The 24,202-nt window shown below is 61.2% G+C and carries 17 protein-coding genes; 3 read left to right on the top strand and 14 right to left on the bottom strand.

The annotated features are described in order from the left end of the window. Positions 1-3 precede the first annotated feature (3 nt). Genes PIN01S_RS09565 through PIN01S_RS09535 form a run of 7 tightly spaced genes read right to left on the bottom strand, consistent with a single transcriptional unit; the run spans position 4 to position 5,546 of the window. Entirely contained in the window at positions 4-771 is a 768-nt protein-coding gene (locus PIN01S_RS09565; RefSeq protein WP_084335425.1) for a heme ABC transporter ATP-binding protein, read from the bottom strand. Then, positions 771-1,754 carry a FecCD family ABC transporter permease gene (locus PIN01S_RS09560; RefSeq protein WP_169715815.1) on the bottom strand — a complete coding sequence of 328 codons (984 nt, stop codon included), beginning with the start codon at positions 1,752-1,754 and terminating at the stop codon, positions 771-773. The genes PIN01S_RS09565 and PIN01S_RS09560 overlap by 1 nt, the downstream gene beginning before the upstream one ends. Positions 1,755-1,804: 50 nt before the next feature. Beyond that, positions 1,805-2,698: a heme/hemin ABC transporter substrate-binding protein gene (locus tag PIN01S_RS09555; RefSeq protein WP_084335423.1), complete on the bottom strand. Its 894-nt coding sequence runs from the start codon at positions 2,696-2,698 to the stop codon at positions 1,805-1,807. Next, on the bottom strand, positions 2,688-3,119 hold the full coding sequence (locus PIN01S_RS09550) for an ExbD/TolR family protein (RefSeq protein WP_090257189.1): 432 nt from the start codon (positions 3,117-3,119) through the stop codon (positions 2,688-2,690). Before PIN01S_RS09550 ends, PIN01S_RS09555 begins: the two co-directional genes overlap by 11 nt. Next, positions 3,116-3,754: a MotA/TolQ/ExbB proton channel family protein gene (locus PIN01S_RS09545; RefSeq protein WP_084335422.1), complete on the bottom strand. Its 639-nt coding sequence runs from the start codon at positions 3,752-3,754 to the stop codon at positions 3,116-3,118. The genes PIN01S_RS09550 and PIN01S_RS09545 overlap by 4 nt, the downstream gene beginning before the upstream one ends. 1 nt (position 3,755) lies before the next feature. Beyond that, positions 3,756-4,823: a hemin-degrading factor gene (locus tag PIN01S_RS09540; RefSeq protein WP_090257202.1), complete on the bottom strand. Its 1,068-nt coding sequence runs from the start codon at positions 4,821-4,823 to the stop codon at positions 3,756-3,758. A gap of 36 nt (positions 4,824-4,859) precedes the next feature. After that, a complete protein-coding gene (locus tag PIN01S_RS09535) occupies positions 4,860-5,546 on the bottom strand; it encodes an energy transducer TonB (protein ID WP_084335420.1) in 687 nt (228 codons plus the stop codon). A 126-nt stretch (positions 5,547-5,672) separates the two neighbouring features. Between PIN01S_RS09535 and PIN01S_RS09530 the strand changes: the two genes are divergently transcribed. Beyond that, positions 5,673-7,889, top strand: coding sequence for a TonB-dependent hemoglobin/transferrin/lactoferrin family receptor (locus PIN01S_RS09530; RefSeq protein WP_084335419.1), 2,217 nt, complete (start codon positions 5,673-5,675; stop codon positions 7,887-7,889). Between the two features lie 78 nt (positions 7,890-7,967). Further along, complete coding sequence (locus PIN01S_RS09525) at positions 7,968-8,291, top strand: Rieske (2Fe-2S) protein (RefSeq protein WP_084335418.1); 324 nt, start codon at positions 7,968-7,970, stop codon at positions 8,289-8,291. A gap of 293 nt (positions 8,292-8,584) precedes the next feature. Here the strand turns inward: PIN01S_RS09525 and PIN01S_RS27320 are convergent, their stop codons facing one another. The 7 genes from PIN01S_RS27320 to PIN01S_RS09460 form a co-directional block, all read right to left on the bottom strand. Then, on the bottom strand, positions 8,585-17,914 hold the full coding sequence (locus PIN01S_RS27320; protein WP_169715811.1) for a calcium-binding protein: 9,330 nt from the start codon (positions 17,912-17,914) through the stop codon (positions 8,585-8,587). Between the two features lie 210 nt (positions 17,915-18,124). Further along, positions 18,125-18,535, bottom strand: a complete 411-nt coding sequence (locus tag PIN01S_RS09485) for a hypothetical protein (protein ID WP_084335417.1) — start codon at positions 18,533-18,535, stop codon at positions 18,125-18,127. Positions 18,536-18,658: 123 nt separating this feature from the next. Continuing rightward, positions 18,659-19,078 carry a hypothetical protein gene (locus tag PIN01S_RS09480; protein ID WP_212633064.1) on the bottom strand — a complete coding sequence of 140 codons (420 nt, stop codon included), beginning with the start codon at positions 19,076-19,078 and terminating at the stop codon, positions 18,659-18,661. 181 nt (positions 19,079-19,259) lie between these two features. Then, positions 19,260-19,877 carry a hypothetical protein gene (locus PIN01S_RS09475; protein ID WP_139198556.1) on the bottom strand — a complete coding sequence of 206 codons (618 nt, stop codon included), beginning with the start codon at positions 19,875-19,877 and terminating at the stop codon, positions 19,260-19,262. 360 nt (positions 19,878-20,237) lie between these two features. Next, positions 20,238-21,452 carry a glycosyltransferase family 4 protein gene (locus PIN01S_RS09470; RefSeq protein WP_084335415.1) on the bottom strand — a complete coding sequence of 405 codons (1,215 nt, stop codon included), beginning with the start codon at positions 21,450-21,452 and terminating at the stop codon, positions 20,238-20,240. Positions 21,453-21,665: 213 nt separating this feature from the next. Beyond that, positions 21,666-22,373 (bottom strand): DNA/RNA nuclease SfsA, encoded by a 708-nt coding sequence (sfsA, locus tag PIN01S_RS09465; protein WP_084335414.1) that lies wholly within the window; start codon positions 22,371-22,373, stop codon positions 21,666-21,668. Further along, on the bottom strand, positions 22,373-23,545 hold the full coding sequence (locus PIN01S_RS09460; protein ID WP_084335413.1) for a pyridoxal phosphate-dependent aminotransferase: 1,173 nt from the start codon (positions 23,543-23,545) through the stop codon (positions 22,373-22,375). Before PIN01S_RS09460 ends, sfsA begins: the two co-directional genes overlap by 1 nt. A 186-nt stretch (positions 23,546-23,731) precedes the next feature. Here PIN01S_RS09460 and dksA point away from each other — a divergent pair, with 186 nt between their 5' ends. Then, positions 23,732-24,178: an RNA polymerase-binding protein DksA gene (dksA, locus tag PIN01S_RS09455; protein ID WP_084335412.1), complete on the top strand. Its 447-nt coding sequence runs from the start codon at positions 23,732-23,734 to the stop codon at positions 24,176-24,178. The last annotated feature ends 24 nt before the right edge of the window (positions 24,179-24,202 follow it).

Raw genomic sequence — 24,202 nt, 5'->3', positions numbered from 1 at the left:
TCCTCAACGGGCCACGATCAACGGATGCCCGCGCTCGGGATGCCGCTGCACCAGCACCTCCAGGCCGAACACCGCCCGCAGCGGTTCGGCGCGCAGTACTTCGTCCGGCGTGCCGAAGGCGTGGGGGCGGCCGTGTTCGAGCAGCAGCAGGCGGTCACAGTAACGCGCCGCCAGGTTCAGGTCATGCAAGATCACCAGCACCGCCGCGCCCTGTTCGGCGAAGGCACGGGTGGCCTGCAGGGTGGTGTGCTGGTGCAATGGGTCGAGCATGGAGGTGGGCTCGTCGAGCAGCAGCACCTGCCCTTCCCCACCCGGCCAGAGCTGCGCCAGCACCCGCGCCAGATGCACGCGCTGACGCTCGCCACCGGACAGCTCCAGGTAGTTGCGCCCGGCCAGGTGCGCCGCATCCGCCGCAGCCAGGGCCTCGCCGACGATCTCGGCATCGCGCGTACGGCCAGTCGCATGGGGCAGCCGGCCCATGCTCACTACTTCCTCGACACGGAAGGCGAAGCCCAGTGATGACGTCTGCGGGAGCACCGCCAGCCGCCTGGCCCGCTCCGGGCCGTGCCAGGCGGACAGCGGACGCTCGTCCAGCAGCACCCGGCCGTGCGCCGCCGGCAATTCGCCGCTGAGCGCCGCCAGCAATGTGCTCTTGCCCGCCCCGTTAGGGCCGAGCACGCCGAGGACTTCGCCGGGGCGCAGCTCCAGATGGATATCCGCCAGCACCGTGCAGGGCCCGCGCTGCACGGCCAGGTTTTCCGCGCGCAGCATCAGGAGCGTCCCCGCATCAGCAGATAAAGGAAGAAGGGCGCGCCGATCAGTGCAGTGATGATACCGATGGGCAACTCCGCCGGCGCCATGACCAGTCGCGCCACCAAGTCAGCGAGCAGCAGCAGGCTGGCACCGGCCAACGCCGAGGCCGGCAGCAGCACGCGATGGTCCGGTCCGGCGAGCAGACGCACCAGATGCGGCACCACCAGCCCGATGAAGCCGATCATCCCCGCCGCGGCAACCGCCGCACCGACGCCGAGGGCGGTGCAGAACACCAGTTCGCGCTTCAAGCGTTCCACCGCGAAGCCCAGGTGACGCGCCTCCGACTCGCCCAACAGCAACGCGTTCAGGGCCTTGGCCCGGCGCGGCAACCACAGGGCGACGGCGATGGTGACGATCAGCAGCGGCCACAGCCGCGCGTAGCTGGCGCCGTTGAGGCTGCCCAGGTTCCAGAAGGTCAGGGTGCGCAGGGTGGTGTCGTCGGCCAGATAGGTGAACAGGCCGATGGCCGCGCCGGACAGGGCGGTCAAGGCGATGCCGGCGAGCAGCATGGTCGCCACGCTGGTCTGCCCGTTGCGGCGGCCGAAGCGGTAGACCAGGGTCGTCACCCCGAGACCGCCGGCGAAGGCGCAGGCCGACAGCAGGTATGGCGCGAAGGCTTCCGGCAGACCGCCGAGGCGGGCGCCGAAGACGATTGCCAGCGCCGCGCCCAGTGCTGCGCCGCTGGAAACGCCGATCAGGCCGGGGTCAGCCAGCGGATTGCGAAACAGGCCCTGCATGGCCACGCCGGACAATGCCAGCACCGCGCCGACCGCCAGCCCGAGCAGGGTGCGCGGCAGGCGGATTTGCCCGAGGATCAGTTCGGCCTGTTCCAGCCCGGCGCCAGACAGCGGCAGGCCGAGCAGCCGCAGCGCCGCTTGCAGGGTTTCCTGCAACGGCAGGCTGACCGGGCCCAACGCCAGGGACAGCCAGAGGGCGAGCAGGAGCAGCAGGCCCAGTGCGATGAACAGTGGGCGGGCGTGGACGGCTGGGTTCATCGGGCGGCTTCGGCGGTCAGGGCTTGGGCCGAAGGATAAAAGGCTGCCGACAGCACCGCCAGTCCGTCGGGCACGCGCGGGCCAAGGCCGCCGACCAGCAGGGTCGGGTCCAGTGCCAACAGGCGGCCGTCGCGGGCGGCACGGGTCGCGGCCAGGGCCGGATTGCGTTTGAGCAGGGCCTGCGGGTCGATGGCGCCCTTCTGGGTGCGGTCGGCGTAGATCACCACCTCCGGGTCCAGCACCATCAACGTCTCGGCGGACAGCGCCTTGTAGCCGTCGTGGTCGGTCAGGTTGCGCCCGCCGGCCTGTTCGATCAGCCAAGCCGCCGCCGTGTCCTTGCCGGCCGCCAGCGGGGCGCTGTCGGCGTGCCCGAGCATCAGCAGGACGCCCGGCGCTTTCTGGCTGCGCTGGGCATCGGCGATCCACTGGCGCTGACGCTCCAGCCGCTGCCGGTAGTCGGCAAACACCCGGCTGGCGCTTTCCGGCGTTCCCAGCAGTTCGCCCATGCGGCGCAGGCTTCTTTCCAGGCTCGCCAGATCGGGCTTCGACGGCAGCACCTCGATGCGCACCCCGGCGCTGCGCAGTTGTTCCAACACTGGCGGCGGGCCCATTTCCTCACTGCCGAGCAGCAGGTCGGGGCGCAGGCTGAGGATGCCCTCGGCGGCCAGTTGGCGCTGGTAGCCGATGCTCGGCAAGGCGCGCAGCGAGGCCGGGTGCTGGCTGGTGGTGTCGACGCCAATCAGCCGATCCTCGCCACCGAGCGCCACCACCCACTCGCTGAGCGAGCCGCCGGCACTGACCCAGCGCTGCGGCAGCGGCTCGTCCGCCAGGGCGGCATGGCTGAACAGCAGGGCGGCACAGAAGCTGGCCAGGCGAAGATCAAGGCGCATCGGAGGAAGGCTCCATGAGGATACGGGTGTCATCGAGACCCTGTTGCTGCAGCAGGGCCATCAGGTCGAGAAAGGCGGACAGCGGCGCGTGGCGATCCAGCGCCAGGTCCAGTCCCGGTTTTTCGGTAGCGGCCAAGGATGCCAGCAATGCCTGGCGCAGGGCTGGGAAATCCGTCATGGGCTCGTCGGCGAGGCGCCAGCGCCCTTCGGCATCCAGCGCCACTTGCAGGCGATCGCCGGGCGTCACGCTCGCCGGCTTCAACGCCTCGCGGCTGTCGGGCAACTCCAGCGGCAATTGCAGCAGCGGCGTCTGTGCGGTGAGCAGAAAGAACACCAGGACGATGAAGATCACGTCCAGCAGCGGCGTCAGGTCCGGCAGCAGGCCAGACTGCCCGGCGCGGCTGTCGGGCAGGCGGATCACGTCAGGCTCCACTGCGGCTGGGCGCTGCCCGGCAGGTCCAGCTCCAGCCCGTCGAGGGCCAGGTGGCAGCGGTTGAGCAGCGCCTGCACGCCCTCCAGGTAACGCTCGGCCCAGAGCGCGAAGCCCTGCCCCGCCGCCAGCGCCGGGATCGCGACCAGCAGGCCCCAGACCGTGGTGTAGAGCGCCTGCCAGAGACCATCGGCGAGCAGCGCCGGGGTCACCGGGCGGTCCTGCCCGGCGATGTTCTCGAACATGCCGAGCATACCGAGCACGGTGCCGAGCAGCCCCAGCATCGGTGCCAGCACGCCGATCAGTTGCAGCAGGCGGAGCTGGCGATTGAGCCGCCGGCGTTCCTCCAGCAACCAGCAGCCGAGCACTTCTTCGCGCTGCCCGGCCGGCAGGCCGCTGTGCCGGAGCAACAGGGCGAGACCATAGCGCCAACCACCGCCAGCCGCCTGGCAATGCTCGCGGTCGCAGGTGCGGCAGGCACCGACTGCCGCCCGCGCCGCCGCCGCGCCTATCGGTTGCAGGCGCAGGAACACCGCCAGACGTTCGAGAATCAGCGCCAGGCCCAGCAGCGAGCACAGCGCCAGCGGCCAGCCGAGCGGCCCCATCAGGGCGAGCCAGGCGGCCATCTCAAACCTCCAGCGCCGGCGCGCTTTCAGCCAGGGCGCGCCAATCGTCGCGCTCGGGGATGCCCGGCTTGCGCGCGCCGAACAGCTGCACGATCAGCTCGCCGTCGGCGTCGAAGGCCTCCCAACTGGTGATCACACCGTCCGTGCTGGGCTTGCGCACCCGCCAGAGTTCGGCCACCGCAGGAGCCTTCAGGTGCAGGTTGAATTCGTCGTCGAGCACGTTGAACCAGGTATCCATCCAGCGCAGGTTACGCACCGGGCCACTGTGAATCTGGATGCAGTGGCGGTTGCCGACGAAGACCATCAGTGGCACCTCGCGCTCGCCAGCCGTTTCCAGCAGCTTCGGCAATTCGACCGGCGCCAGCGGCTCGGCCCATTCGCGGCCGGCCAAGCGCAAGGCCTGGGTCCGGACGGCGCCATGTTTTTTCAGCAGGGCGAAGAAATGGTGGGTGTCCTTGAGCGCGGCCCAGCCCTCGCGCAGGGCGGCAACATCCACCTCGGCATCGGGACGCGGCTGCTCGCGCGGCGGCTGAGGCAGGATATCCAACGCAGCGCTCTGTTCCTCGGCGCGAAAGCGCTCCAGCAAAGGCGCCCAAGCGGCGACTTCGCTGCGCTCGGTGAGATAGACCTTGTGCACCGCCACGCCCTGGCGGTCGAACACCTGGATGCTGCGCAACGTGCCGCGGCCGCTGTCTTCTTCGACGGCGAACACGCTGGCCCATCCGCCGAGGAACAGGCGCAGGTCGATGTCGGGGGAAACCACCAGCCCCATCTGGCCGTTCGCCGACACCGACACCTCCCGATAGAAGCCCTTCCGCTCGTGCACGCACTGTTCGTTGCGGGTCAGCACCATCACGTAGCCCAGCTCGCCCAGCGCCGGGAGCAGCACCGACCACTCGGGCCGCAAACGCACCGTATCGATGCCAAGCCGGCTGGCCACCAGCTCGGCTTCGCTCACCGCCAGGCGCTCGGCGGCATCGCGGGCACGCAGGCGCGGCTGTTCGGCGCGCAGCGACTGCCAGGCCTGGTAGAGGTCGTTTGCCGGCGCGGCGGCTGGGCTCTGGGACATCATCCGTCTACTCCTGTGCTGTTTCTCGTTCTGTTGTCAGCGGCTCGCCGTAAGGGCGAACCGGATGGGTATCTGCACGCGGCTCGGCACCGCTTGCCCGTCCAGCGTTTCCGGACGGAAGCGCCAGCGTGCCACCGCTTCCAGCGCGGCGCGGTCCAGGCTCTCGACGCCCGACGAACGCGCCACCTTCAGCTCACGCTGAGCGCCCCGTTCGTCCAGGCGCACCTCCACCAATACCGTCCCCTGCTGGTTGCGCCGCCGGGCCTGGGCCGGGTAGCTCGGCTGGCGCGGCGGGTCGAGGAAAGCCGGCTCGCGGCTCACCACTTCGACCGGGGCTGCCGCTCTGACCGGCGCTGCCGGTGCAGCAGGTTTCGGAATGGCCTCAGTGGAACGGACATTGGTCAGGCCCGTCCGCTCCGGCACCGGACGAGCAGACTCGACCGGACGTTCCGGCTTTTGCGCCACCGGCGGTTTTTCCGACTGCATCTTCGGTTGCGCCTGCACTTTCGGCTTCGTGAGTTCGGCCTTGGCCACCATGACCGGCTCCGGCGCAGCCATGGGTGCCGGCGGGCTCGGTTGCAACTGCACCGTCGCCAGGCGCAAGGCCCCCGGCATCGCCACCACCGGTTCCCCGGCAGGCGGCGCGGAAGGCTTGCGCAGACTCATCCCCACCGCCAAGTGCAGTGCAACAGAGAGCAGCAGAAAGAGCACGGCGCGCTGCATCAATAATCCGTTCGACTTTGGATGAATCTATTTGATAATTATTTGCATTTGGAAGTCAACCTCGATAATTTCTCCCGCCGATGCCAACCGGTGGACATAGAAGCCGCCTCATTCAGGGAGTTACCCATGTCGAAACGACCGCCTTTCGCCCGCCGCCCCTGGCTGGCGCTGCTGTTGCTCTCTCCTTCCCTGGCGCTCGCCGCCGAGGAGGCCGCCACCCAATTCGATGTGATCACGGTCACCGCGACCCGCAGCGAGCAGAAGCTGGACGAAGTGCCCAGCACCGTCTCCGTGCACGACGAGCGGGAGATCGACCAGCGCAACGTGAAGAACATCAAGGACCTGGTGCGCTACGAACCGGGCGTCTCGGTGAGCGGCAGCGGCAGCCGCTTCGGCCTGTCCGGCTTCACCATCCGCGGTATTGGCGGCAACCGCGTGCTGACCCAGGTGGACGGCGTCGGCGTGCCGGATGCCTTCACCTTCGGCCCCTTCCTCGATGCACGGCGCAACTACATCGACCCGGACACCGTGAAGCGCGTCGAAATCATCCGCGGACCGGCCTCTTCGCTGTACGGCAGCGACGCCCTCGGTGGCGCGGTCAGCTTCCTGACCAAGGATGCGGCGGATTACCTCGACGAGGGTGACGACACCTTCGCCCGCTTCAAGACCGGCTACGACGGCAGCGACGACAGTTGGCAACGCAGCGCCACCTTCGCCGCCCGCCAGGGCAGCGTGGACGGTCTGCTGCACATCGGCCGCCGCGACGGCCAGGCGCTCGACAGTCATGGCGGCGAAGGCGGCATCGGCACGAGCCGGGAAGACAGCAACCCATCGGACTACCGCATCGACAACCTGCTGGCCAAGCTGGGCTGGGACTACGCCGACGGCAGCCGCCTGCAACTCGCCTACGAGCGCTACCAGGACGACGCCGACACCCGCGTGCTCAGCGAATACAGCACCACCGCCACGGTGCGCACCTACGATGCCGAGGACAGCACCGACCGCGAGCGCGTGACCCTCAGCCATCGCTTCCTGCTCGACAGCGTCCTCGCCGACCAGGTGCAGTGGCAGCTCAGCCACCAGGACAGCCAGATCCGCCAGCGCACTCACCAGGAGCGCTTCAGCGCCGGCCGTCCGCGCCTGCGCGATCGCGACTCCCGCTACGAGGAGCAGCTCTGGGCGTTCAACACCCAGTTCGACAAGGCCTTCAGCCTGGGTGAAACCCAGCATGCGCTGATCTACGGCATCGACCTCAAGCGCCTCGACAGCAGCGACCTGCGCACCGGCGGCGAAATCTTCGCCGATACCGGCGCGTCCGTGCCGACCTCGCCGTTCAGCGAAACCTTCCCGATCAGCGACTTCCCCGATCCGGTCACCGAGGAATACGCCCTGTTCGTCCAGGACAGCATCGAGATCGGCCGCTGGACCCTGCTGCCGGGCCTGCGCTACGACTACTACCGGTTGAAGCCGGACGTTACCGACGAGTACCTCAACGGCAACCCGGTGGACAGCAGCCCGTCCAGCTTCAGCGACAGCGCCCTGTCGCCGAAATTCGGCGTGACCTACCGCCTGGACGATGCCCACAGCGTCTACGGCCAGTACGCCGCCGGCTTCCGCGCGCCGAATGCGGTGGACATCTTCGGCGAGTTCGTCAACGTGGCCGGCAACTACCAGACCATCGCCAACACCGACCTCAAGCCGGAAACCAGCGACAGCGTCGAGGTCGGCCTGCGCGGCGAATACGCCGTCGGCAGCTTCGGCCTGGCCCTGTTCTACAACCGCTACGAGGACTTCATCGAGCAGGTCACCCTGGCCGAAGACCCCACCGGCAACGGCCGCCTCACCTTCCAGTACCAGAACCTCGACCGGGTCACCATCCGCGGCGCCGAAGCCCGTGGCGAGCTGCGTCTCGACCGCACCCTGGGCCTGCCGGAAGGCACCTCGCTGCGCGGCGCCATCGCCTACGCACGGGGCAAGAACGAGGAAACCGGCCAGCCGATCAACAGCGTCGATCCGCTCAAGGCGGTGTTCGGCCTCGGCTACGACGCTCCGAGCGGGCGCTTCGGCGGCGAACTGGCCTGGACCCTGGCGGCGGCGAAGGAGCACGTCGACGAGACCCAGACCGCCAATCAGTTCGAACCGGCAGGCTACGGCACCCTCGACCTGACCGGCTGGTGGCAGATGACCGAGCAGGTCTCGCTCAACGCCGGGCTGTTCAACCTCACCGACAAGGAGTACTGGCAGTGGGGCGACGTACGCGGGCTGAGCGAGAGCAACCCGGGCCTGACCCGTTACTCGCAGCCAGGCCGTTATGCGGCGGTGAATGTGGTCTGGGAGATCTGAGCGTTTCTCACACGCGCCGAAAGCGCTTCCGCCCGACACGCGAGCCCGGGATAATCCCCGGCTCGCGTGGAGGTGAAGATGATGTTGCTCTGCGCCCCGGACGACCTGGCGGAAGGCCGGAGCCGGGGCTTCGAACGGAACGGACGGAAACTGCTGGCGGTGCGTAAGGGCGGCCGGGTGTTCGTCTACGCCAACCGTTGCCCGCACCGGGGTATTCCCCTGGAATGGCTACCCGATCAGTTTCTCGATGCCAGCGGCAGCCTGATCCAATGCGCCACCCATGGCGCGCTGTTCCTCATCGAATCCGGCGAATGCGTGGCCGGGCCCTGTGCAGGGCAGTCGTTGCAGGCGTTGGTGTGCCGTGAAGATGCGCAGGGGATTTGGGTTGATGTCGGCGAGTGATAGCGCCTCAGCGCCCTGGCGAATAAATTCGCCGAGCGGGCTGTTTTCCCTCGACCGGAGCTGCTTCGTTCTCCTGCTCTATCGCCGGCCGAGTCCCGTCATGGCAGCCGTGAGCCGGTCTCCCTCCAGCAACCTGGATTAGCAGGCTGTCGAAACGTTGAAGGCACATGAGACGTAAATGAGCCTTACGCGGTATCAGCAGCGCAGGTAGTTTTTCAACAGACTCCTAACGTCTATAGCTACCCCGCGCCTACGCACTCATGCACAGGCGCGGGGTTGCTCTACCGCAGCGCTTATTGCCAGCTCGCCGCCAGCACCGGCGCCATTTGCTCCCTCACCTCCTGAGGAATGATCGCGCCGGCTGCGGGCACAGCGAATGCCGCCATCGCCGAGACCAGGCTGTCTACCTGGTTGTTCAGCAGTGCCGATGAGCCGGCTTCGATGCGGTCCAGTTGGTTATTGGCATCGGTGTACCACTTGCTGACGATCACCCGATCGCGACTGCCCGTAACACTGATGTACAGGTCGTCGCCGCTGCGGCTGAACCAGAGTTGGTCGTACGCGGCGTCTTCGAAGCGGGCGGTATCGATGCTGTTGGGATCGGTGTCGTAGTTGTTGATCAGATCCGACCCGTCGCCTGCGGCGAACAGGTAGGTGTCGCTGCCAGCATCGCCTTTCAGGTAATCGATATCGGCGCCGCCACGCAGGGTGTCGTTGCCGGTGCCACCGTACAGCACGTCACGGGCATCGCCGCCGTTCAGCAGGTCGTTGCCGTTACCGCCGTGCAGGGTGTCGGCGCCACCCAAACCGTCGATCCGATCATCGTCCGCGGAGCCGCGCAGCTCTTCGGCATTGTCGCTGCCTGTCAGGGTATTGAGGGTGGGTGTTGCCGCCGGGGTGCCGTTGTTGTTTTCGGTCTGAGTATCGGTGTCGCCGTTTTCCGTTTGGCTGCTGGTGTCATCGGCCTGGACATTCCAGGCTTCGGTCAGTATCGGTTTCAAGGTGTCCTTCACGTCCTGGGGAATCACCTTGCCCGCACCGCTGGGGACGCCAAACGCGGACATGGCGGAGACCAGTGCTTCCACTTGCTCGTTCAGCAATACCGCTGAGCCGGCTTCGATGCGATCCAGTTGGTTATTGGCGTCGGCGTACCACTTGCTGACGATCGCCCGGTCACTGGTGCCGGCAACGGTGATATACAGGTCGTCGCCGCTGCGGCTGAACCAGAGGTCGTCGAACCTGGCGTCTTCGAAGCGGGCGGTGTCGATGCTGTTGGGATCGGTGTCGGCATTGTTGATCAGGTCCGAGCCGTCGCCCGCGGCGAACAGGTAGGTATCGCTGCCAGCATCGCCTTTCAGGTAGTCGATATCGGCGCCGCCACGCAGGGTGTCGTTTCCGGCGCCACCGTACAGCACGTCACGGGCATCGCCGCCGTTCAGCAGGTCGTTGCCGTTACCGCCGTGCAGGGTATCGGCGCCGGCACCGCCATTGAGCAGGTCATTGCCGTCTTCGCCGCGCAGGATGTCGTTGCCGGCCAGGCCGTCGATCCGATCATCGGCCGCGGTGCCACGCAGTTCTTCTGCATTGTCACTGCCGGTCAGGGTGTTGGTGCTGGGCGGCATCGGGGTGTTGCCGTTGCTTTCTGGCTGAGTACCGGTATTAGTGCTTCCCGTTTGGCTGTTGGTAGTGTCGATAGGGAGTTCCCAGGCTTCGGTCAGTATCGGCTTCAAGGTGTCTTTCACATCCTGAGGAACCACCTTGCCTTCACCGCTGGGTACATCGAACGCGGCCATGGCGTCGACCAAGGTTTGTACTTGGCTATGCTGTAAGGTCTTTCCATCCGATGTCTTGAACTGCTCTACGTGATAATCGCGTCCCCAAAACCAGGAGTGGATCGTGACCTTATCATTCGAGCCAATAATGCTGACCTCCAGATTATCGCCATTCCTGGCAAACCAGAGTTGGTCAGCATCTACACCATCGGCAAAAAGCAAAGTATCTATTCCGCCAACCGCTCCATCGGCAATTACATCTTCCCCCGAGCCTATTCCGAACAAGTACGTATCGGAACCTGCCCCACCCGAGAGACTGTCATTTCCTGAGTCACCGGCCAGCGTATCGTCGCCGTTACCACCAACAAGGGTGTCATTTCCAGCGCCACCTTCAAGCCGGTTTCCAAGCGTATTGGAAAATAACTGATTATCCAGCTCGTTACCCAACACGGTTGCCCCACCGACATAATAACCATCCAACCGCAACCCCTCGATATTGGGATAATCCAACAATGAATACGTGGCACCCTCAACCGGCATTATGACAATGGTATCAAAACCTTCATCCACGTTCTCGATCGCTACATCACCAGCCCCCAATTTGTAAAGATCATTACCAGCACCACCACGAAAGACATTAGCCACTTGGCTTTCGGTACCATCCAACTCGTTATTCAATTCATTGCCGCCTCCAAAGACTGCGGCACCACGCAGTTTCAGATTTTCGGCATAATCACCAAGGGTATAATCTATATCGCTGACTACCTGATCATAGATATCGTCCTTTGCAGCAATCACCACATCCCCAGGATTATCCACATAGAATACTGCGGATGAGCCTGCTGCGATCATCGTGTCGGCACCACGGCCACCGATGAGATGATTGCCGCGCTTTTTATTGCTGTACAACGTGTTATCCAGATCGTTCCCGATAACGGCAACGGTATCCCAACTGTAAGTTCCCGTACCGTCATTGAGGGAAAAATTCTCGACATTATCAGGCAGCGTTCCGCCATAAATATCGTAAATTGTATCTACACCCTCTCTCTCCAACTCAATGACCTTCTCAACCCCATAATACTTATCGTCCCCTTTACCCCCGCTTGCCGTATCGTTCCCTTTTCCACCGATAATGACATTATCCCCATCATTACCAACCAAGATGTTATCGAGCTCGTTACCTGTAGCACGAAGATCAAGAACACCTGTGAGAGTGAGATTTTCGACATTACTGGGAAGTGTATAGTTGCGCGAGGCAATAACCGTATCGATGCCTCCACCAGCCTGCTCTATCACTTGATCCTGACTGTTATCGACATTGAAAACATCGTCAGCCGATGTTCCGGTCATGGTATTGGCCACGCCATAGTCGGCGTTCTCTCGAATGTAGTCTGCGGATACTCTACTTTCCGGGTCTCCTGCAAACTCCAGGAAGCCGATCGCATTTTCTGAAAAGAAGAATTCCACCGTCAACTGACTGGAGTCTTTACCGTTATAGATAACCAGACTAGGTCCCACACGATAAAAACTCAAATCGCTCACAGCAGTGCCTTCACCATAGCGGAGAATATTCACATCCCCGCTCCGCGGGGATTCTGAAATGGTGTCGTCACCATCCCCGAGTTCATGCACATAGACATCGGACCCGCTTCCGCCATAAAGCGTATCGTTGCCTCTGCCGCCTTGCAGAAGGTCATTACCTTCATTGCCACTCAACCAATCATTTCCGGCATCACCGTAGAGCGAATCGTTTCCCTTGTCGCCACTAAGTGCGTCGTTACCCTCTCCGCCGTGAATATCATCATCACCGCCCATTCCGTTGAGCGTATCGTTCCCCGCCATTCCGCTTAGATAATCCGCGGACTCGAAGCCAACGACATAATCATTGCCGGGACTCGTACGGAATGCCCAGTCACGTATCGCCGCATGGTCCCACTCGACATCATTCTCGAACGTAATCTTGTCTACCGGCAGCGCCTGCTCGGAGGCCGTGAAGTAATTTTTTATTTCGACCTGTCCCTTCACCCATCCCGTATCCGATATCAAGGAGACGTAAAGAGAGTTTCCTGAACGCGCGACTCGAATGTTCTCGGGTTGGATATCACCTTCGAAGTGAAGCGAAGACTGACTATCCGGGTTCTGGCTGCCGTTTATAACGTCCTGGCCATCGCCGGCCGCGTAAACATACGTATCGTTACCATCTCCGCCAAAGAGAACGTCATCCCCCACCCCGCCACGCAAAACGTCATCCCCCGCTTCGCCGAGCAGGTAATCGTCATGTTCTCCCCCCAGCAGGGTATCGTTACCATCACCGCCATAGAGATAGTCGTATCCGGCCGCCCCCTCGATAAGATCATTCGAGTCGTAGCCGTACAAAGTATCCCCTGCATCGGAGCCTTGCAGCGCCAGCGCCTTTACATGCTCCACCGTCCAGATCGTTCCATCCTCGAAACGAATGGAATCGATATGAGAGGGGCCCGCTCCATTATTCGCAAAATAATTCATAACCTTGATGGAATCGGTATCGCCCGCAGCTCGCAAATAAAGGTCACTCCCAGAACGGGATACCTTGATATCTCGCGCGGACACGCCGTTGAGCTCGATACTGTCCGTTCTCTCCGAAGCATCGTCGCGGTTATTGATCGTGTCCTCGCCGAAGCCCGGATCGAAACGATACGTATCGTTTCCGTAACCACCCTCCAGGTAATCGTTGCCCTTGCCTCCCTCCAGCGTGTCGTTGCCATCATTGCCATAAAGCGAGTCGTTACCCTCGCCGGCCTTCAACCAGTCGGACGAGGCATAGCCGTAGAGACGATCATCCCCCGCCGTGCCCTGAATCGCCTTGGCCTTGACCTGATCAACCGACCACTCCGTTCCATCGGCGAATCGAATGAGCTCGATCCGCGCACTGCTCTGGCCATCCTCCCGGAAGTAATCCAGCACCGTCATGGCATCCTGCGTTCCTGAAATCGACAACACCACATGATCGGAGGAGCGGGACACGATCACATCGTCTGGAGAAATCCCATCCGCGAAGACCAGCACATCCGTTTTGTCGGTCGTATCGTCTTCAGACTCGATCGTGTCCTGGCCGTAGCCACGGCCGAACCGATAGACATCGTTTCCAGTCCCACCGCTCAGGTAATCGTCACCCGAACCGCCATCCAGCGTGTCGGCTCCCGCCTTGCCCCATATCCGGTCGCTTCCCTCTCCTCCACTGAGCACATCGCCAGTCGCGTAACCGACAAGGCTGTCCGCCCCCGAGGTACCGGCCAAAACCATTGCCTTGACCTGCTGGATGTCCCACTCGGTACCGTTGGCAAAGCGGATGGCACCCACGGCGCTCATGCCGCTTCCATCATTGGCGAAGTAGCCGAGTACGGTCAGCCGGTCGCCCGTTTCCTTCAATGTCAGCCACAAGTCGTTTCCGCTCCGGGAAACCTGCAAGTCCTCCGGCAGCAGGCCATCCGTGAACTCGATCATGTCGCGCCTGCCCGCAGACGGGTCGTAGTTATCGAGAGTGTCCTGGCCAAAACCGCGCCCAAAGCGGTACAGGTCGTTACCGTCACCCCCTCTCAAGTAATCGTCACCCGCGCCACCGACCAGGGTGTCTGCGCCAGCGTCCCCCCATAGCACATCATCACCGGCACCTCCCTCGAGGAGATCGTCTCCCGCTCCGGCGCGCACGGTATCCGAACCTTCGCCTCCCTGGACGTGGTCGTTGGCCAGCGTACCGATTGCCTCGACCCCGCTCGGCGTAGTCGCGTCATATTGAACGCCGCCTGCCACCAACTGCTCCCAGGTCAGAGCCGAGCCATCGGAAAACTCGAATCGGTCAAAAGGCCTTAAGAGCGCCGTCCCGCTGCCCGAGAATGTCACCTGGATACGATCGCCCTGCGAGCCGTAGGCAACGTAGAGATTGGCGGCGCTATCGGTTCCTCGGGTGGCCACCAGACGAACGCTGGATTTATCCACACCCTCACCGAAGCGAGCGACATTCGCCTGCCGCGTGCTCAAGGTATCGAGGCGGACGCCGCCGACAACATTGTCCATGCCATCGCCCAGACTGAACTCAGCCACCACACCGCTGACGCCGCTACCCGCCATGTTCAGGGTATCGTTACCCCGCCCGGCGACGAGCGTCGCGCCAGACTTGGCCGCCGTGAGCGTATCGGCACCGCCGCCGCCCAACACCGTTTCGCCCGCCTGGGCCGTCAGGTTCAATGACTGGGTGAGGTTCGTCTGCAGCCACTCCTGCAAGGAAACGGTTTGCCCGCCTCCCAGGTCGAGCTGCTGAATGCTCCCGCGGAAACCATTACGGATCAGCACTTCACGCCGCTCATCCGGACGGCCCAGCGACAGCCGCAAGTCGCCATTCGTCCCCTGGGCCCCGGCACTCACCGCACCCGAGATGGCCAGGGTATTGAAGCCACCGCTGTCTTCGATGGTTTCGAGGGAGTTCGCCTCTACATCCGAAGCGCTCAGGCGATAGCGGTCGTCACCCAATCCGCCTTCGAAATGGTCTACGCCCATCCCGCCTTCCAGCACATCGTCGCCGGCTCCGCCGTACAGCAGATCGTCATCGCCACCGCCAAGCAGCGTGTCGTTGCCGTTGCCCCCCAGCAAGGTATCGTTGCCAGCCCCACCTTCCAGCAGGTCGTCACCGGTCAAGGTCGACACCGCGTCCGGGCCGGTTTCGTGCTCTCCGGCCAGCCAATCGTTGCCGTCGCCACCCCGCAGCACATCATGGCCGCCGCCGCCCCACAGGGTATCGGTGCCGGCCCCACCTTCGAGCGTATCGTCGCCGTGGGCAGAAGCGTCCAGCGATCCGCCGCGCTCATCGCCGATCAGTTCATCGGCCCCATCGCCCCCGTACAGCAAGTCGCTGCCACCACCGCCGCCCAGAACGTCGTCGCCCTGGCCTCCATCCAAGGTGTCATCGCCATGCACGGATGCATCCAGCAGCTCGGCATCCGCATCCCCCCACAGCGTATCGTTACCGCCACCGCCCAGCAGGTTGTCGGCCCGTCCTCCGCCTTCGAGGTAATCGTCTCCCTCGCCGCCATCCAGCGTGTCATTGCCCATATAGGCAAACGGCGTTTCATCCGGCGTGCCATCGCTCATCCGGTCGCCGTACAGCATGTCGTTGTCGTCGCCACCGTACAGCAGGTCGCTGCCACCATCGCCAACCAGGCTGTCCTCACCCTGGCCACCGTGGATCAGGTCATTGCCGTGCTGCTCGATGGCGGTGTGCTCCAGGTACAGCGCAGACCGGGTATTGCCATCCCCTCGGATGAAGTCGTTCCCCGCGTCGCCCAACAGCGTATCGCTGCCTCCCAACCCATAGATCACATCGTCATCACCACCACCATGCACCACATCGGAAGCGGAGCCTGCATGGATGCGATCGTTACCCAATCCCCCCTCGACGACATTTCCGTCGTCCCCGGCGAGTGCCCGGAGGTTATTCACACCCGCGAACCGCAACGCGTTCTCGGCTGCGCTCAGGTAAGCGACCCAACTGAAGCCACGGCTGTACTCGGTTCCCTGGAAAGAAGGCAGGGGATCGTCCGGGGAGGAAGGCCGGCTGATGCTGCCGGTCGCACCGGCGAAAATGAAGTCGTCACCGTCCCCGCCCTTGATGCGATCAGCCCCCAGCCCCCCGAGGATGAGATCGTTCCCGGCTCCGCCGTCGAGCCAGTCGTCGCCGCCCTCACCCGACAAGGCATCGTTCCCGCCACCGGCCACGATGCTGTCCGCACCGCTCGCCCCCAACAGCACATCGGCGGTATCGGCCTGCGGACCGGCGCTGGCGTAGCCGGTGGCACTGGTGACGTACTGGGAGCCGTCCCGTTGTTTGATGAAGTCGCCGGTGATGGGGGTCTCGATAACCGGCTCGGAGGCTTCGCCAGCCAAGGTGATACCGAGATTACGTGCCGAACTCCAGTTGGCGACGCGGATGGCATCGGTTCTATTCGCGTTGGTAATCAGCAAATCGTTATCGACCCGCGTAAACGTCCATCCCGTGGCTGCTTCGCGATAAACGCCTTCGGCGATCTTTTCACCTCCGCCGAGGGTGACGCCATCAACTTCTATCCGGCCCTGGCCGTCGGCATCCTGAACGATGTCATAACCGGAACCGGCCGCGAACTTGTAGAGATCGTTTCCAACGCCGCCCTCAAGAGAGTCGTTGCCGCTCCCACCAATCAAAAGGTCATCGCCGGAACCACCCAACAGCGTATCGTTATCTTCGCCGCCGTCGAGCTGGTCATCGCCAAGCCCACCCTCCAGGTAATCTTCACCGCCCTCGGCAGTTATCACGTCATTACCTGCCATGCCGTAAAGATGGTCGCTGAGATCGCCCCCCTCCACGACATCCGCCTCCTTTCCACCGAAAACAACCTGATGATCTGAAAGACTGAGCCCGCTGCCGTCGATGGTCAGCGTCAGAGGAGAACCACCGGGGAGCCTGTGGGAGTAGTCGACGAAGTCCCAGTTGCCTTCCCATTCGCTCGAATCCCACGAATCGGTATAAGGCTTCGGACCTTCATGGGGAGCATCGTCCTCATCGAGGTAGCCATTGTCATAGGCAATCTTCCAGGTAAGCATGGCGGCTCTGTCCTGGAGATACTGTTCGGTCATACCTCCTTCGCCAGCCGCAGGGTCATAGAGATCCAAAGTTCCATCGGTATTGTGGCGGCTGTAGTCGATGCCGGTAACGACGAAGGGGTTCAACTCTCTCAGTGCATAACGCCATGCGATATCGTTTTTCGCATTTGCCACTATTTCGTCGCGGCCCAGCGTGGCATCCAGCGAAAGACGATTACCCGCAAGCAAATCGGGTGGCAGAGGCGAACTGATGGTATAGGTGGCGCCGAAAATCAGATTGCTGAGCTTATCGATGACATCCATCCGCTCGTTCGCATCCCGGTCATGCAACAGCTCGTAAAGCTCGGTTCCCCCCGCACCTCCGAATATCGCACCGATCAACGTGCTGCCCAGCACGATGGCACCCATAACAGGTGCGGACAGTGCCGCCCCTGCGGCCCCCAGAACACCAACGACGATTCCTCCGACGAGCGTTCCGATAGCCGCGCCCACCTCCGAGCCGGCGGCATCGAATGCCCAAAGCTCCATGATTTCCCTGGCTCTCTCGGAATTCCCCGCTGCCTCCGCCTCGGAGGCTTGTAAAGCAGCCAAGGTGAACCCCAATAGAGCACCGAACAAAGGAAGCTTATTGAGAATACGCGAGCCGATATTGAGCTTAGGTTCACGCCATACACCCGCTCCCAACTCGAAAGAAGCACGCTGCTCAGGGCTAAGGCTTTGTAGGTGCTCTATCCAAGCGCCGAATTTTGCCGGGTCTTCGAGTTGTTTCGCTACCGACTCAGGAGTGAGCTCCAGATAGCCGGCTACGTTGCCGCTGCTTAATCCGCTGAAAAAGACCTGTTGTAATGAATTGGCAGAAATGAAATTTTTGACCTGAGCCAATCCGAGCTTGTCGCGCATTTCGACCAACTCAGCTCTTGGGAAACCATCAACATTTGTAACATTGGGGTTATCCAATAGCGTCGGGAGTTCGGCTTGAGCAAATACTCTATTTTCTGGGGCAAACGGAGCTAAAACACGAACCGCCCCTACAGCAGCTTTTACAAAACGCTCAGAAGTGTTTGACCAAGCACCATTTTTACTAGCAAAAAGAAAATCATTTGCGGGCGTTCCGCGCTCATCCAAATCACGAACAAGGACACCAAAAGCATTGGCAACAGCATTTTTAAACTGCTGGGACTCCAAAAATGCTGCAGCCTCAGTCGTGTTAATAACCCGAACGTTCTCGCCATTGGCGATCATACTTTTGATAGCATCATTAGAACTGGCACCACTCCCAATTGGGCCGCTATAGAGCACTGTCACGCTACCATGTGACTGGCCAGCGATTGCATCTAGCGAGACTTGATCAACTAAATCCAATAAGGCTTGAGGTGTAGAATAAGCAGAGGAATTACTTATAAGAAGTTCTATAGCTTGGGCAGATGTTAGTGCCATAACTAGATATCCCTATCAAAACTCAAAGGTAGCAGTGTGTTTGGAAGTAGCCGAATAAACACCTGCATCCTTATAAGCAGCAAGTGCCTCTTTCAAGTCGCTAAGAACCTCCTTCCGACGCCCCTGTAAGTTCCCAGGCAAATCCAGCCTAATTAATTTATAATGACACCACCCTTCCCCACCCCGCACCCCACCACCAGACTCATCTAAACGGACAACAATTATCTCCCCCCCCCAATAAAATGTATAATCTTTCTGGCTAGCAAACTCTTCTCGCCCTGATGCAACTTGACGAAGATAAATATTACGCTCACGATCAATGGTCCAATCAGGCTGATAGGTAGTTCTTAAAAATCTCCGATCAATCTCTTCAATACCGTACTTTTTAACATCATCAGCAGGAATATATTCATTTACAAACGCCATAACACTTCCCTCCAAAAGATTTATTTATATCAACCCGACAATAAATTAAACCACGACAAAGCTCTCATACTGCACAATTACGCCGCCAACAACTCAGATGAGAGAGCCATAACCTTCTTAGCCTCAGATGTCTAACACAAGAGAGTATTCAGAAGCAGTTGCGTGGACTCCCCCATCTTTGTATGCCGTTAGCGCCTCTTTTAAGCCATTCAAAACATCTTGACGCCGCGCTTCAAGATGTTTAGGGATTACTAATCTCCTCAGTTTTTTGTGTCCCTGGCGACGTCCCCCCGGCTCTCCATCAGTACTTATATTATCCAACTCGACCACGAGCAATTCACCACCCCAGAAGAATGTCCAAGTAGTCTGATGACTAATGTCTTCCCTCCCTTGAGAAACAATTCGAAGATACATATTTCTTTCTCGGTCTATAGTCCAACTTCTAGACCTCGTTCCGCCCACTACAAATTTTTTATCAATCTCTGACAGATTGTATTTATCAGCATCTTCAGAACTTATCCGCTCATTCAAAAAAACCATCATCACACCTCCAGGGCCATCCCAGCTCAAGCTTCGGGAATTGAAACCCAGCTGTTCACTTTCACAGCGCCATCAAACCACAGCGCGGCAGCCTTAGTCTCGTCTATATCGACAAGGGCCACGGCACCTCTATCTATAGCGACCTGACCATGTGCAACTCCGCTATTCTCGATCATAGTTTCTATTATCTCCCTACAGCCCTGCCGGATTGCTCAAAGGACAACAAGTCCATTATCAATTTTTCCGTTAGCCCAAGCCAATCACGCTGCAGCTTTTTGTCTAAGACAATGTATAGTGTTAAATTATCTGCATACGCAATAAACACCCTACATATGCGCTTACCACAACTCAGCATGCGTAAAACCCGATTACCTTTCATCAGGAAGGCGCTCTCATCTGTCGCTTCCAACCTTTCACCTCCCTGCCTAGCACTTTCCTTCCAGCCCGTCAGCCGCCTCCGATAATATTGATACATATTGTCATACCAATATTTCTCAATTACCCTCTTCGACCTTAGATCGAAACTAACAATAATCTCTGCCTCGCCCCCGCTCCTCAACCCACGCAAACGAACAGTAAAGTTATTTAGAGCTCCATCAGATGCAATCCCATACCCCTGAACATATCTACCAGGAACCAAAAAGACCTTATTAGAGATAATGAACTTGTAGTTCCCCATCATATTTTCCACTACAGATGGCTTATCCTCACCATCAAAACCCTTAACTCTCCAATACCCCCATATAGCCACAACAACTAAAATAATAACCCCCGCAATCAAGGCATAAAATTTCTTATTCAAGATAATCTCCGCAGGCTCCTACCTCTTATTCTGCAAAGCCAATCACGCAGCAAATCAACCTCTTCCCGCCCTCTACCCTCTAGCCAAAGAGAGAAGATAGATATTTCACCCGCGGTCTATCATCCAGCCCCTAGAACGAGTTCCACCAACAACAAACCCCATTCATTAACAACTCCAATCAAACACTCCCAATAGGGCACCTCTAAAAACTACCTGCGTTGTCATCACTGCATTAAAAACAAGCTCAAAATGCTCATTTACAGCTCGTAAACTGCGCTTTTTCGCTTGTTTTTGCCTTGTGCTGACTGCCTCGCCTACGTTTTTAGAGGTGCCCAATACGCACCGACAAAGAGTCACCCTTCACACGCTCGCCAAGTCATAGCCATGAATCAAACGCCTATAAGCCTCTACCCCTCGGCTCAACGAATAATCTTGCGCACTTAGCCAAGCGGCACGTCTCAATGCTTGGAAGTCGCCTGGCTTGTTCAGCGCGTTCACTACGTGCCTGGCGATTTCTTCCCTATCGAAGAAGTCCACCCATAAGCCGTTTTCCCCATGGCGTATCACTTCGCGCACGGGCGCGGTGTTCGAGCCGACGATCAGGCAGCCGCTGGCCATGGCTTCCAATAGAGACCAGGACAAGACGAAGGGATAGGTCAGGTACACATGGACGGCGGATATCTGCAGGACCCGCTTATAGGTGGCGTAAGGGACTTTGCCGAGAAAATGCACCCGCTCCTGAACGATGGGGTTTTCCGCCAGGAGTTTCGTACGCCAGTTGGGGGCATCCGTTGGCCGGCTGCCATAGCTGACGTCATCGCCCCCCACGATTACCACCTGGCATGTGGGGTGTTCGCGCAGTATTCGCGGCAGTGCGCGCATGAAGGTATGAAAGCCCCGGTAGGGCTCCAGATTGCGCGCCACGTAGGTGACGACGGGGTCTCCCGCCTTGAGTATCCGACCGTCAGGGAGTTTCAGCCCGGCCTCGGGATCAGGCCCCAGGTTGGCGGTGTCGATCCCCTCGTGAATGATCCGAATCTTGTCTTGGTAGGCGGGGGGATGAAGGCTGTGCTGCCAGCGCGTCGGAGCAATACCGATGTCGCAATTTTCCAGGCTCAGCAGGTGCATGGCGTTACGGCTGCGGATTCTGGCCGCACCGTTGATATCCATGGGGAACTCGGGGTCGAAGCCGGCATCGGCTCCCTGGGTCTGGTAGTAGTACTCGCAGAAGTGAATCAACCGGGCCTTGGGAAAAGCCTCCTTGACGTAGAGACTTTCGCCCCAGCCCGGATGGGCCATTACCACATCGGGGCGATAGCCTTGGCGCTTGAGATCCAATAGCAGGCGCAGTACCTGCTGGCCGTGCAGTATTCCGTCTTCAAAGGTACGGGCGTATGGGTGGGTGCCGCTGTTCGGCGAGCGGTGTGGCCGGTAGCGCAGAAGGCGAACGCCCGGCAGTCCCGGTGCCTGTTCGCGACCGATGGCCAGCAGTTCGCTGCCTGGGCGTCCCGCTAAGTCAGCAGCGATGTGGCGAAACTGGCCAGGGAAATTCTGGTGAATGAATAGCACCTTCATGTGCAGCCCTTTCTTCGTCCATGGATGGGCTGCATTGTTTCCGGCCACTCACTCAGAAAGACAGTGAGCCGGTCACATTTGAAGATGAAGCGGCAAAACGCTTACAAAGAATCTACCGATATTGTGCAACGATCAGCCACGTTCCGAGCGGCCTCGAAGGGTGCTCGTCGCCAGACTCGGGATTCCTGCGCGAACAGGCCTGCTGATTCGCCTCTACAGGACCACCTCCAGTCGGCGCACCAGGCTGATTTCCTCCGGGCTCAACTCGGCCCCGTAGGCCAACACCTCGACACCGGCTTCCACTGCCTCGCGCAACGCCGCCGCGTAGAGCGGATCGACCTCCGCTGCAGGCCGTACCGCCTCGATGCCGGAAATGTTCACGCAGTACAACTGCACCGCCCGCACGCCTTGCCGCGCCAGGGCCGCCAGTTCGCGCAGATGGCGGGCGCCGCGCTGGGTCCGGGCATCCGGGAAGGCGGCGATGGCACTGTCGTCGAAGCCGAGGGTCACGCTTTTCACTTCGACGAACGCCGGGCCGGTCGAATAGTCCAGGCGAAAATCCACCCGGCTGTTTTCCACACCGTAGGGCACTTCGCGCTTGAGCGCGGTGAAACCGGCCAGCTCCGGGATCGTCCCGTGCAGCAGTGCCTCTTCCACCAGCGGATTGGCTCGTGCGGTATTCACGCAGGCCAGCCGCCCCTGGGGTGTTTCGCTCAGTTCCCAGGTGCCCGGCAGCTTGCGCTTCGGGTCCTGGCTGCGGTGGAACCAGACCCGCCCGCCTTCGGCCATGCAGTTGAGCATGGAGCCGGTGTTCGGGCAGTGGATGCAAAGCTCTTCGCCGTCCGCAGTGACGACGTCGGCGAGGAAGCGTTTGTAGCGGCGCACCAGCCGCGCTTCTTCCAACGGGGTGACGAAGCGCATCAGGGCTGCCAGGTCCGCAGGCCGCGGGCAATGCGCTCCACCGCCTGTTCCAGGCGCTCCAGGCTCTGGGTGTAGGCGAAGCGCACATGCTGGCCCGCCAGATGCCGGCCGAAATCCAGGCCCGGGGTGAAGGCCACATGCTCGGTCTCGATGAAGTGCCGACAGAAGGCGAAGGCGTCGCCGCCAAAAGCGCCGATGTCGGCATATAGATAGAAGGCGCCCTCCGGCTCCACCGCGATCCTGAAGCCCAGCTCGCGCAGGGCCGGCAGGAGAAAGTCGCGGCGTCGGCGGAACTCGGCGCGGCGCTCCTCGAGGATCGCCAGGGTCTGCGGTTCGAAGCACGCCAACGCGGCATGCTGGGCCATGCTCGGCGCGCTGATGTAGAGGTTCTGCGCCAGTTTCTCCAGCTCCGGCACCGCCGACGGCGGCGCCACCAGCCAGCCCAGGCGCCAGCCGGTCATGCCGAAGTACTTGGAGAAGCTGTTGAGCACGAAGGCGTCGTCATCCACCTCCAGCACGCTGGCGGCGTCCGTCCCGTAGGTCAGGCCGTGGTAGATCTCGTCCACCACCAGGTGGCCGCCACGCTCCTTCAAGGCAGTGGACAGGGCGGCCAGCTCGTCGCGGTGCAACAGCGTGCCGGTCGGGTTGGCGGGCGACGCAACCAGCGCACCGACGCTATCCTTGTCCCAATGCCGGGCGACCAGCTCGGGGGTCAGTTGATAGCGCACCTCGGGGCCCACCGGCACCAGTTGCGCCGCGCCTTCCACCAGACGCAGGAAGTGGCGGTTGCACGGGTAGCCGGGGTCGGCGAGCAGCCAGTGCTTGCCCGGATCGACCAGCAGGCTGCTGGCCAGCAACAGGGCGCCGGACCCGCCGGGAGTAATCAGGATGCGTTCGGGGTCAATGGATAATCGGTAACGCTGCGTGTAGAAATGCGCAATGGCTTCACGGAGCCGGGGCAATCCCCGGGCAGCGGTGTAACGCGTGTGCCCGTCGGCCAGCGCCGCCTGCCCCGCCGCGACGATTGGCGCGGCGGTGGTGAAATCCGGTTCCCCGATTTCGAGATGAATGACATCATGGCCCATTGCTTGCAGTTCATTGGCTCGTGCCAGCAAGGCCATGACGTGGAAAGGTTCGATGGCGCGGCTACGCGCACTGTAATACGAGGCCATGATGATCTCTTGTTGAGGCGAAACACGAATTCTACCCAACGTCCCCGAGCCGCTGCAGCCACCATGACAACCGGGAGTAGCGCACCCCGACTTGATCTGGTAAGTTCGCCCGCTTGCAGCCGCAGGGCCGGTCGTCCGGCGAGGGACAACTACCTGCGCAATGGATATAGCGAGAGGCGGTCATCCATGCCCATTACTAAAACGACACCCACCAACAACCAGCTCGTCCGTGGCTTCGAGCCGTATCAGGAGACCAAGGGCGAGGAGTACATGAGCGACCGCATGCGCGCTCACTTCACCAACATCCTGAACAAGTGGAAACAGGAGTTGATGGAGGAAGTCGACCGCACCGTGCACCACATGCAGGACGAAGCGGCCAACTTCCCCGATCCGGCCGACCGCGCCAGCCAGGAAGAAGAATTCAGCCTGGAGCTGCGGGCCCGCGATCGCGAGCGCAAGCTGATCAAGAAGATCGACGAGACGCTGCAGCTGATCGAAGACAACGAGTACGGCTGGTGCGATTCCTGCGGGGTCGAGATCGGCATCCGCCGGCTGGAAGCCCGTCCCACCGCGACGCTCTGCATCGACTGCAAGACGCTCGCGGAAATCAAGGAAAAGCAGCTCGGTTCCTGATCCCGACACGGGGCGCTTCGGCGC

This window comes from Pseudomonas indica NBRC 103045 (assembly GCF_002091635.1).
Lineage (GTDB): Bacteria > Pseudomonadota > Gammaproteobacteria > Pseudomonadales > Pseudomonadaceae > Pseudomonas_M > Pseudomonas_M indica.
This window is presented reverse-complemented; position numbering and strand designations above follow the sequence as displayed.

Excerpts from the sequence above, each read along its gene's own strand:
- PIN01S_RS09565 (WP_084335425.1), bottom strand. The coding sequence starts at position 771 with ATGCTGCGCGCGGAAAACCTGGCCGTGCAGCGCGGGCCCTGCACGGTG.
- PIN01S_RS09555 (WP_084335423.1), bottom strand. The coding sequence starts at position 2,698 with ATGCGCCTTGATCTTCGCCTGGCCAGCTTCTGTGCCGCCCTGCTGTTC.
- PIN01S_RS09545 (WP_084335422.1), bottom strand. The coding sequence starts at position 3,754 with ATGGCCGCCTGGCTCGCCCTGATGGGGCCGCTCGGCTGGCCGCTGGCG.
- PIN01S_RS09540 (WP_090257202.1), bottom strand. The coding sequence starts at position 4,823 with ATGTCCCAGAGCCCAGCCGCCGCGCCGGCAAACGACCTCTACCAGGCC.
- PIN01S_RS09535 (WP_084335420.1), bottom strand. The coding sequence starts at position 5,546 with ATGCAGCGCGCCGTGCTCTTTCTGCTGCTCTCTGTTGCACTGCACTTG.
- PIN01S_RS09530 (WP_084335419.1), top strand. The coding sequence starts at position 5,673 with ATGTCGAAACGACCGCCTTTCGCCCGCCGCCCCTGGCTGGCGCTGCTG.
- PIN01S_RS09525 (WP_084335418.1), top strand. The coding sequence starts at position 7,968 with ATGATGTTGCTCTGCGCCCCGGACGACCTGGCGGAAGGCCGGAGCCGG.
- PIN01S_RS27320 (WP_169715811.1), bottom strand. The coding sequence starts at position 17,914 with ATGATCGCCAATGGCGAGAACGTTCGGGTTATTAACACGACTGAGGCT.
- PIN01S_RS09485 (WP_084335417.1), bottom strand. The coding sequence starts at position 18,535 with ATGGCGTTTGTAAATGAATATATTCCTGCTGATGATGTTAAAAAGTAC.
- PIN01S_RS09480 (WP_212633064.1), bottom strand. The coding sequence starts at position 19,078 with ATGATGGTTTTTTTGAATGAGCGGATAAGTTCTGAAGATGCTGATAAA.
- PIN01S_RS09470 (WP_084335415.1), bottom strand. The coding sequence starts at position 21,452 with ATGAAGGTGCTATTCATTCACCAGAATTTCCCTGGCCAGTTTCGCCAC.
- sfsA (WP_084335414.1), bottom strand. The coding sequence starts at position 22,373 with ATGCGCTTCGTCACCCCGTTGGAAGAAGCGCGGCTGGTGCGCCGCTAC.
- PIN01S_RS09460 (WP_084335413.1), bottom strand. The coding sequence starts at position 23,545 with ATGGCCTCGTATTACAGTGCGCGTAGCCGCGCCATCGAACCTTTCCAC.
- dksA (WP_084335412.1), top strand. The coding sequence starts at position 23,732 with ATGCCCATTACTAAAACGACACCCACCAACAACCAGCTCGTCCGTGGC.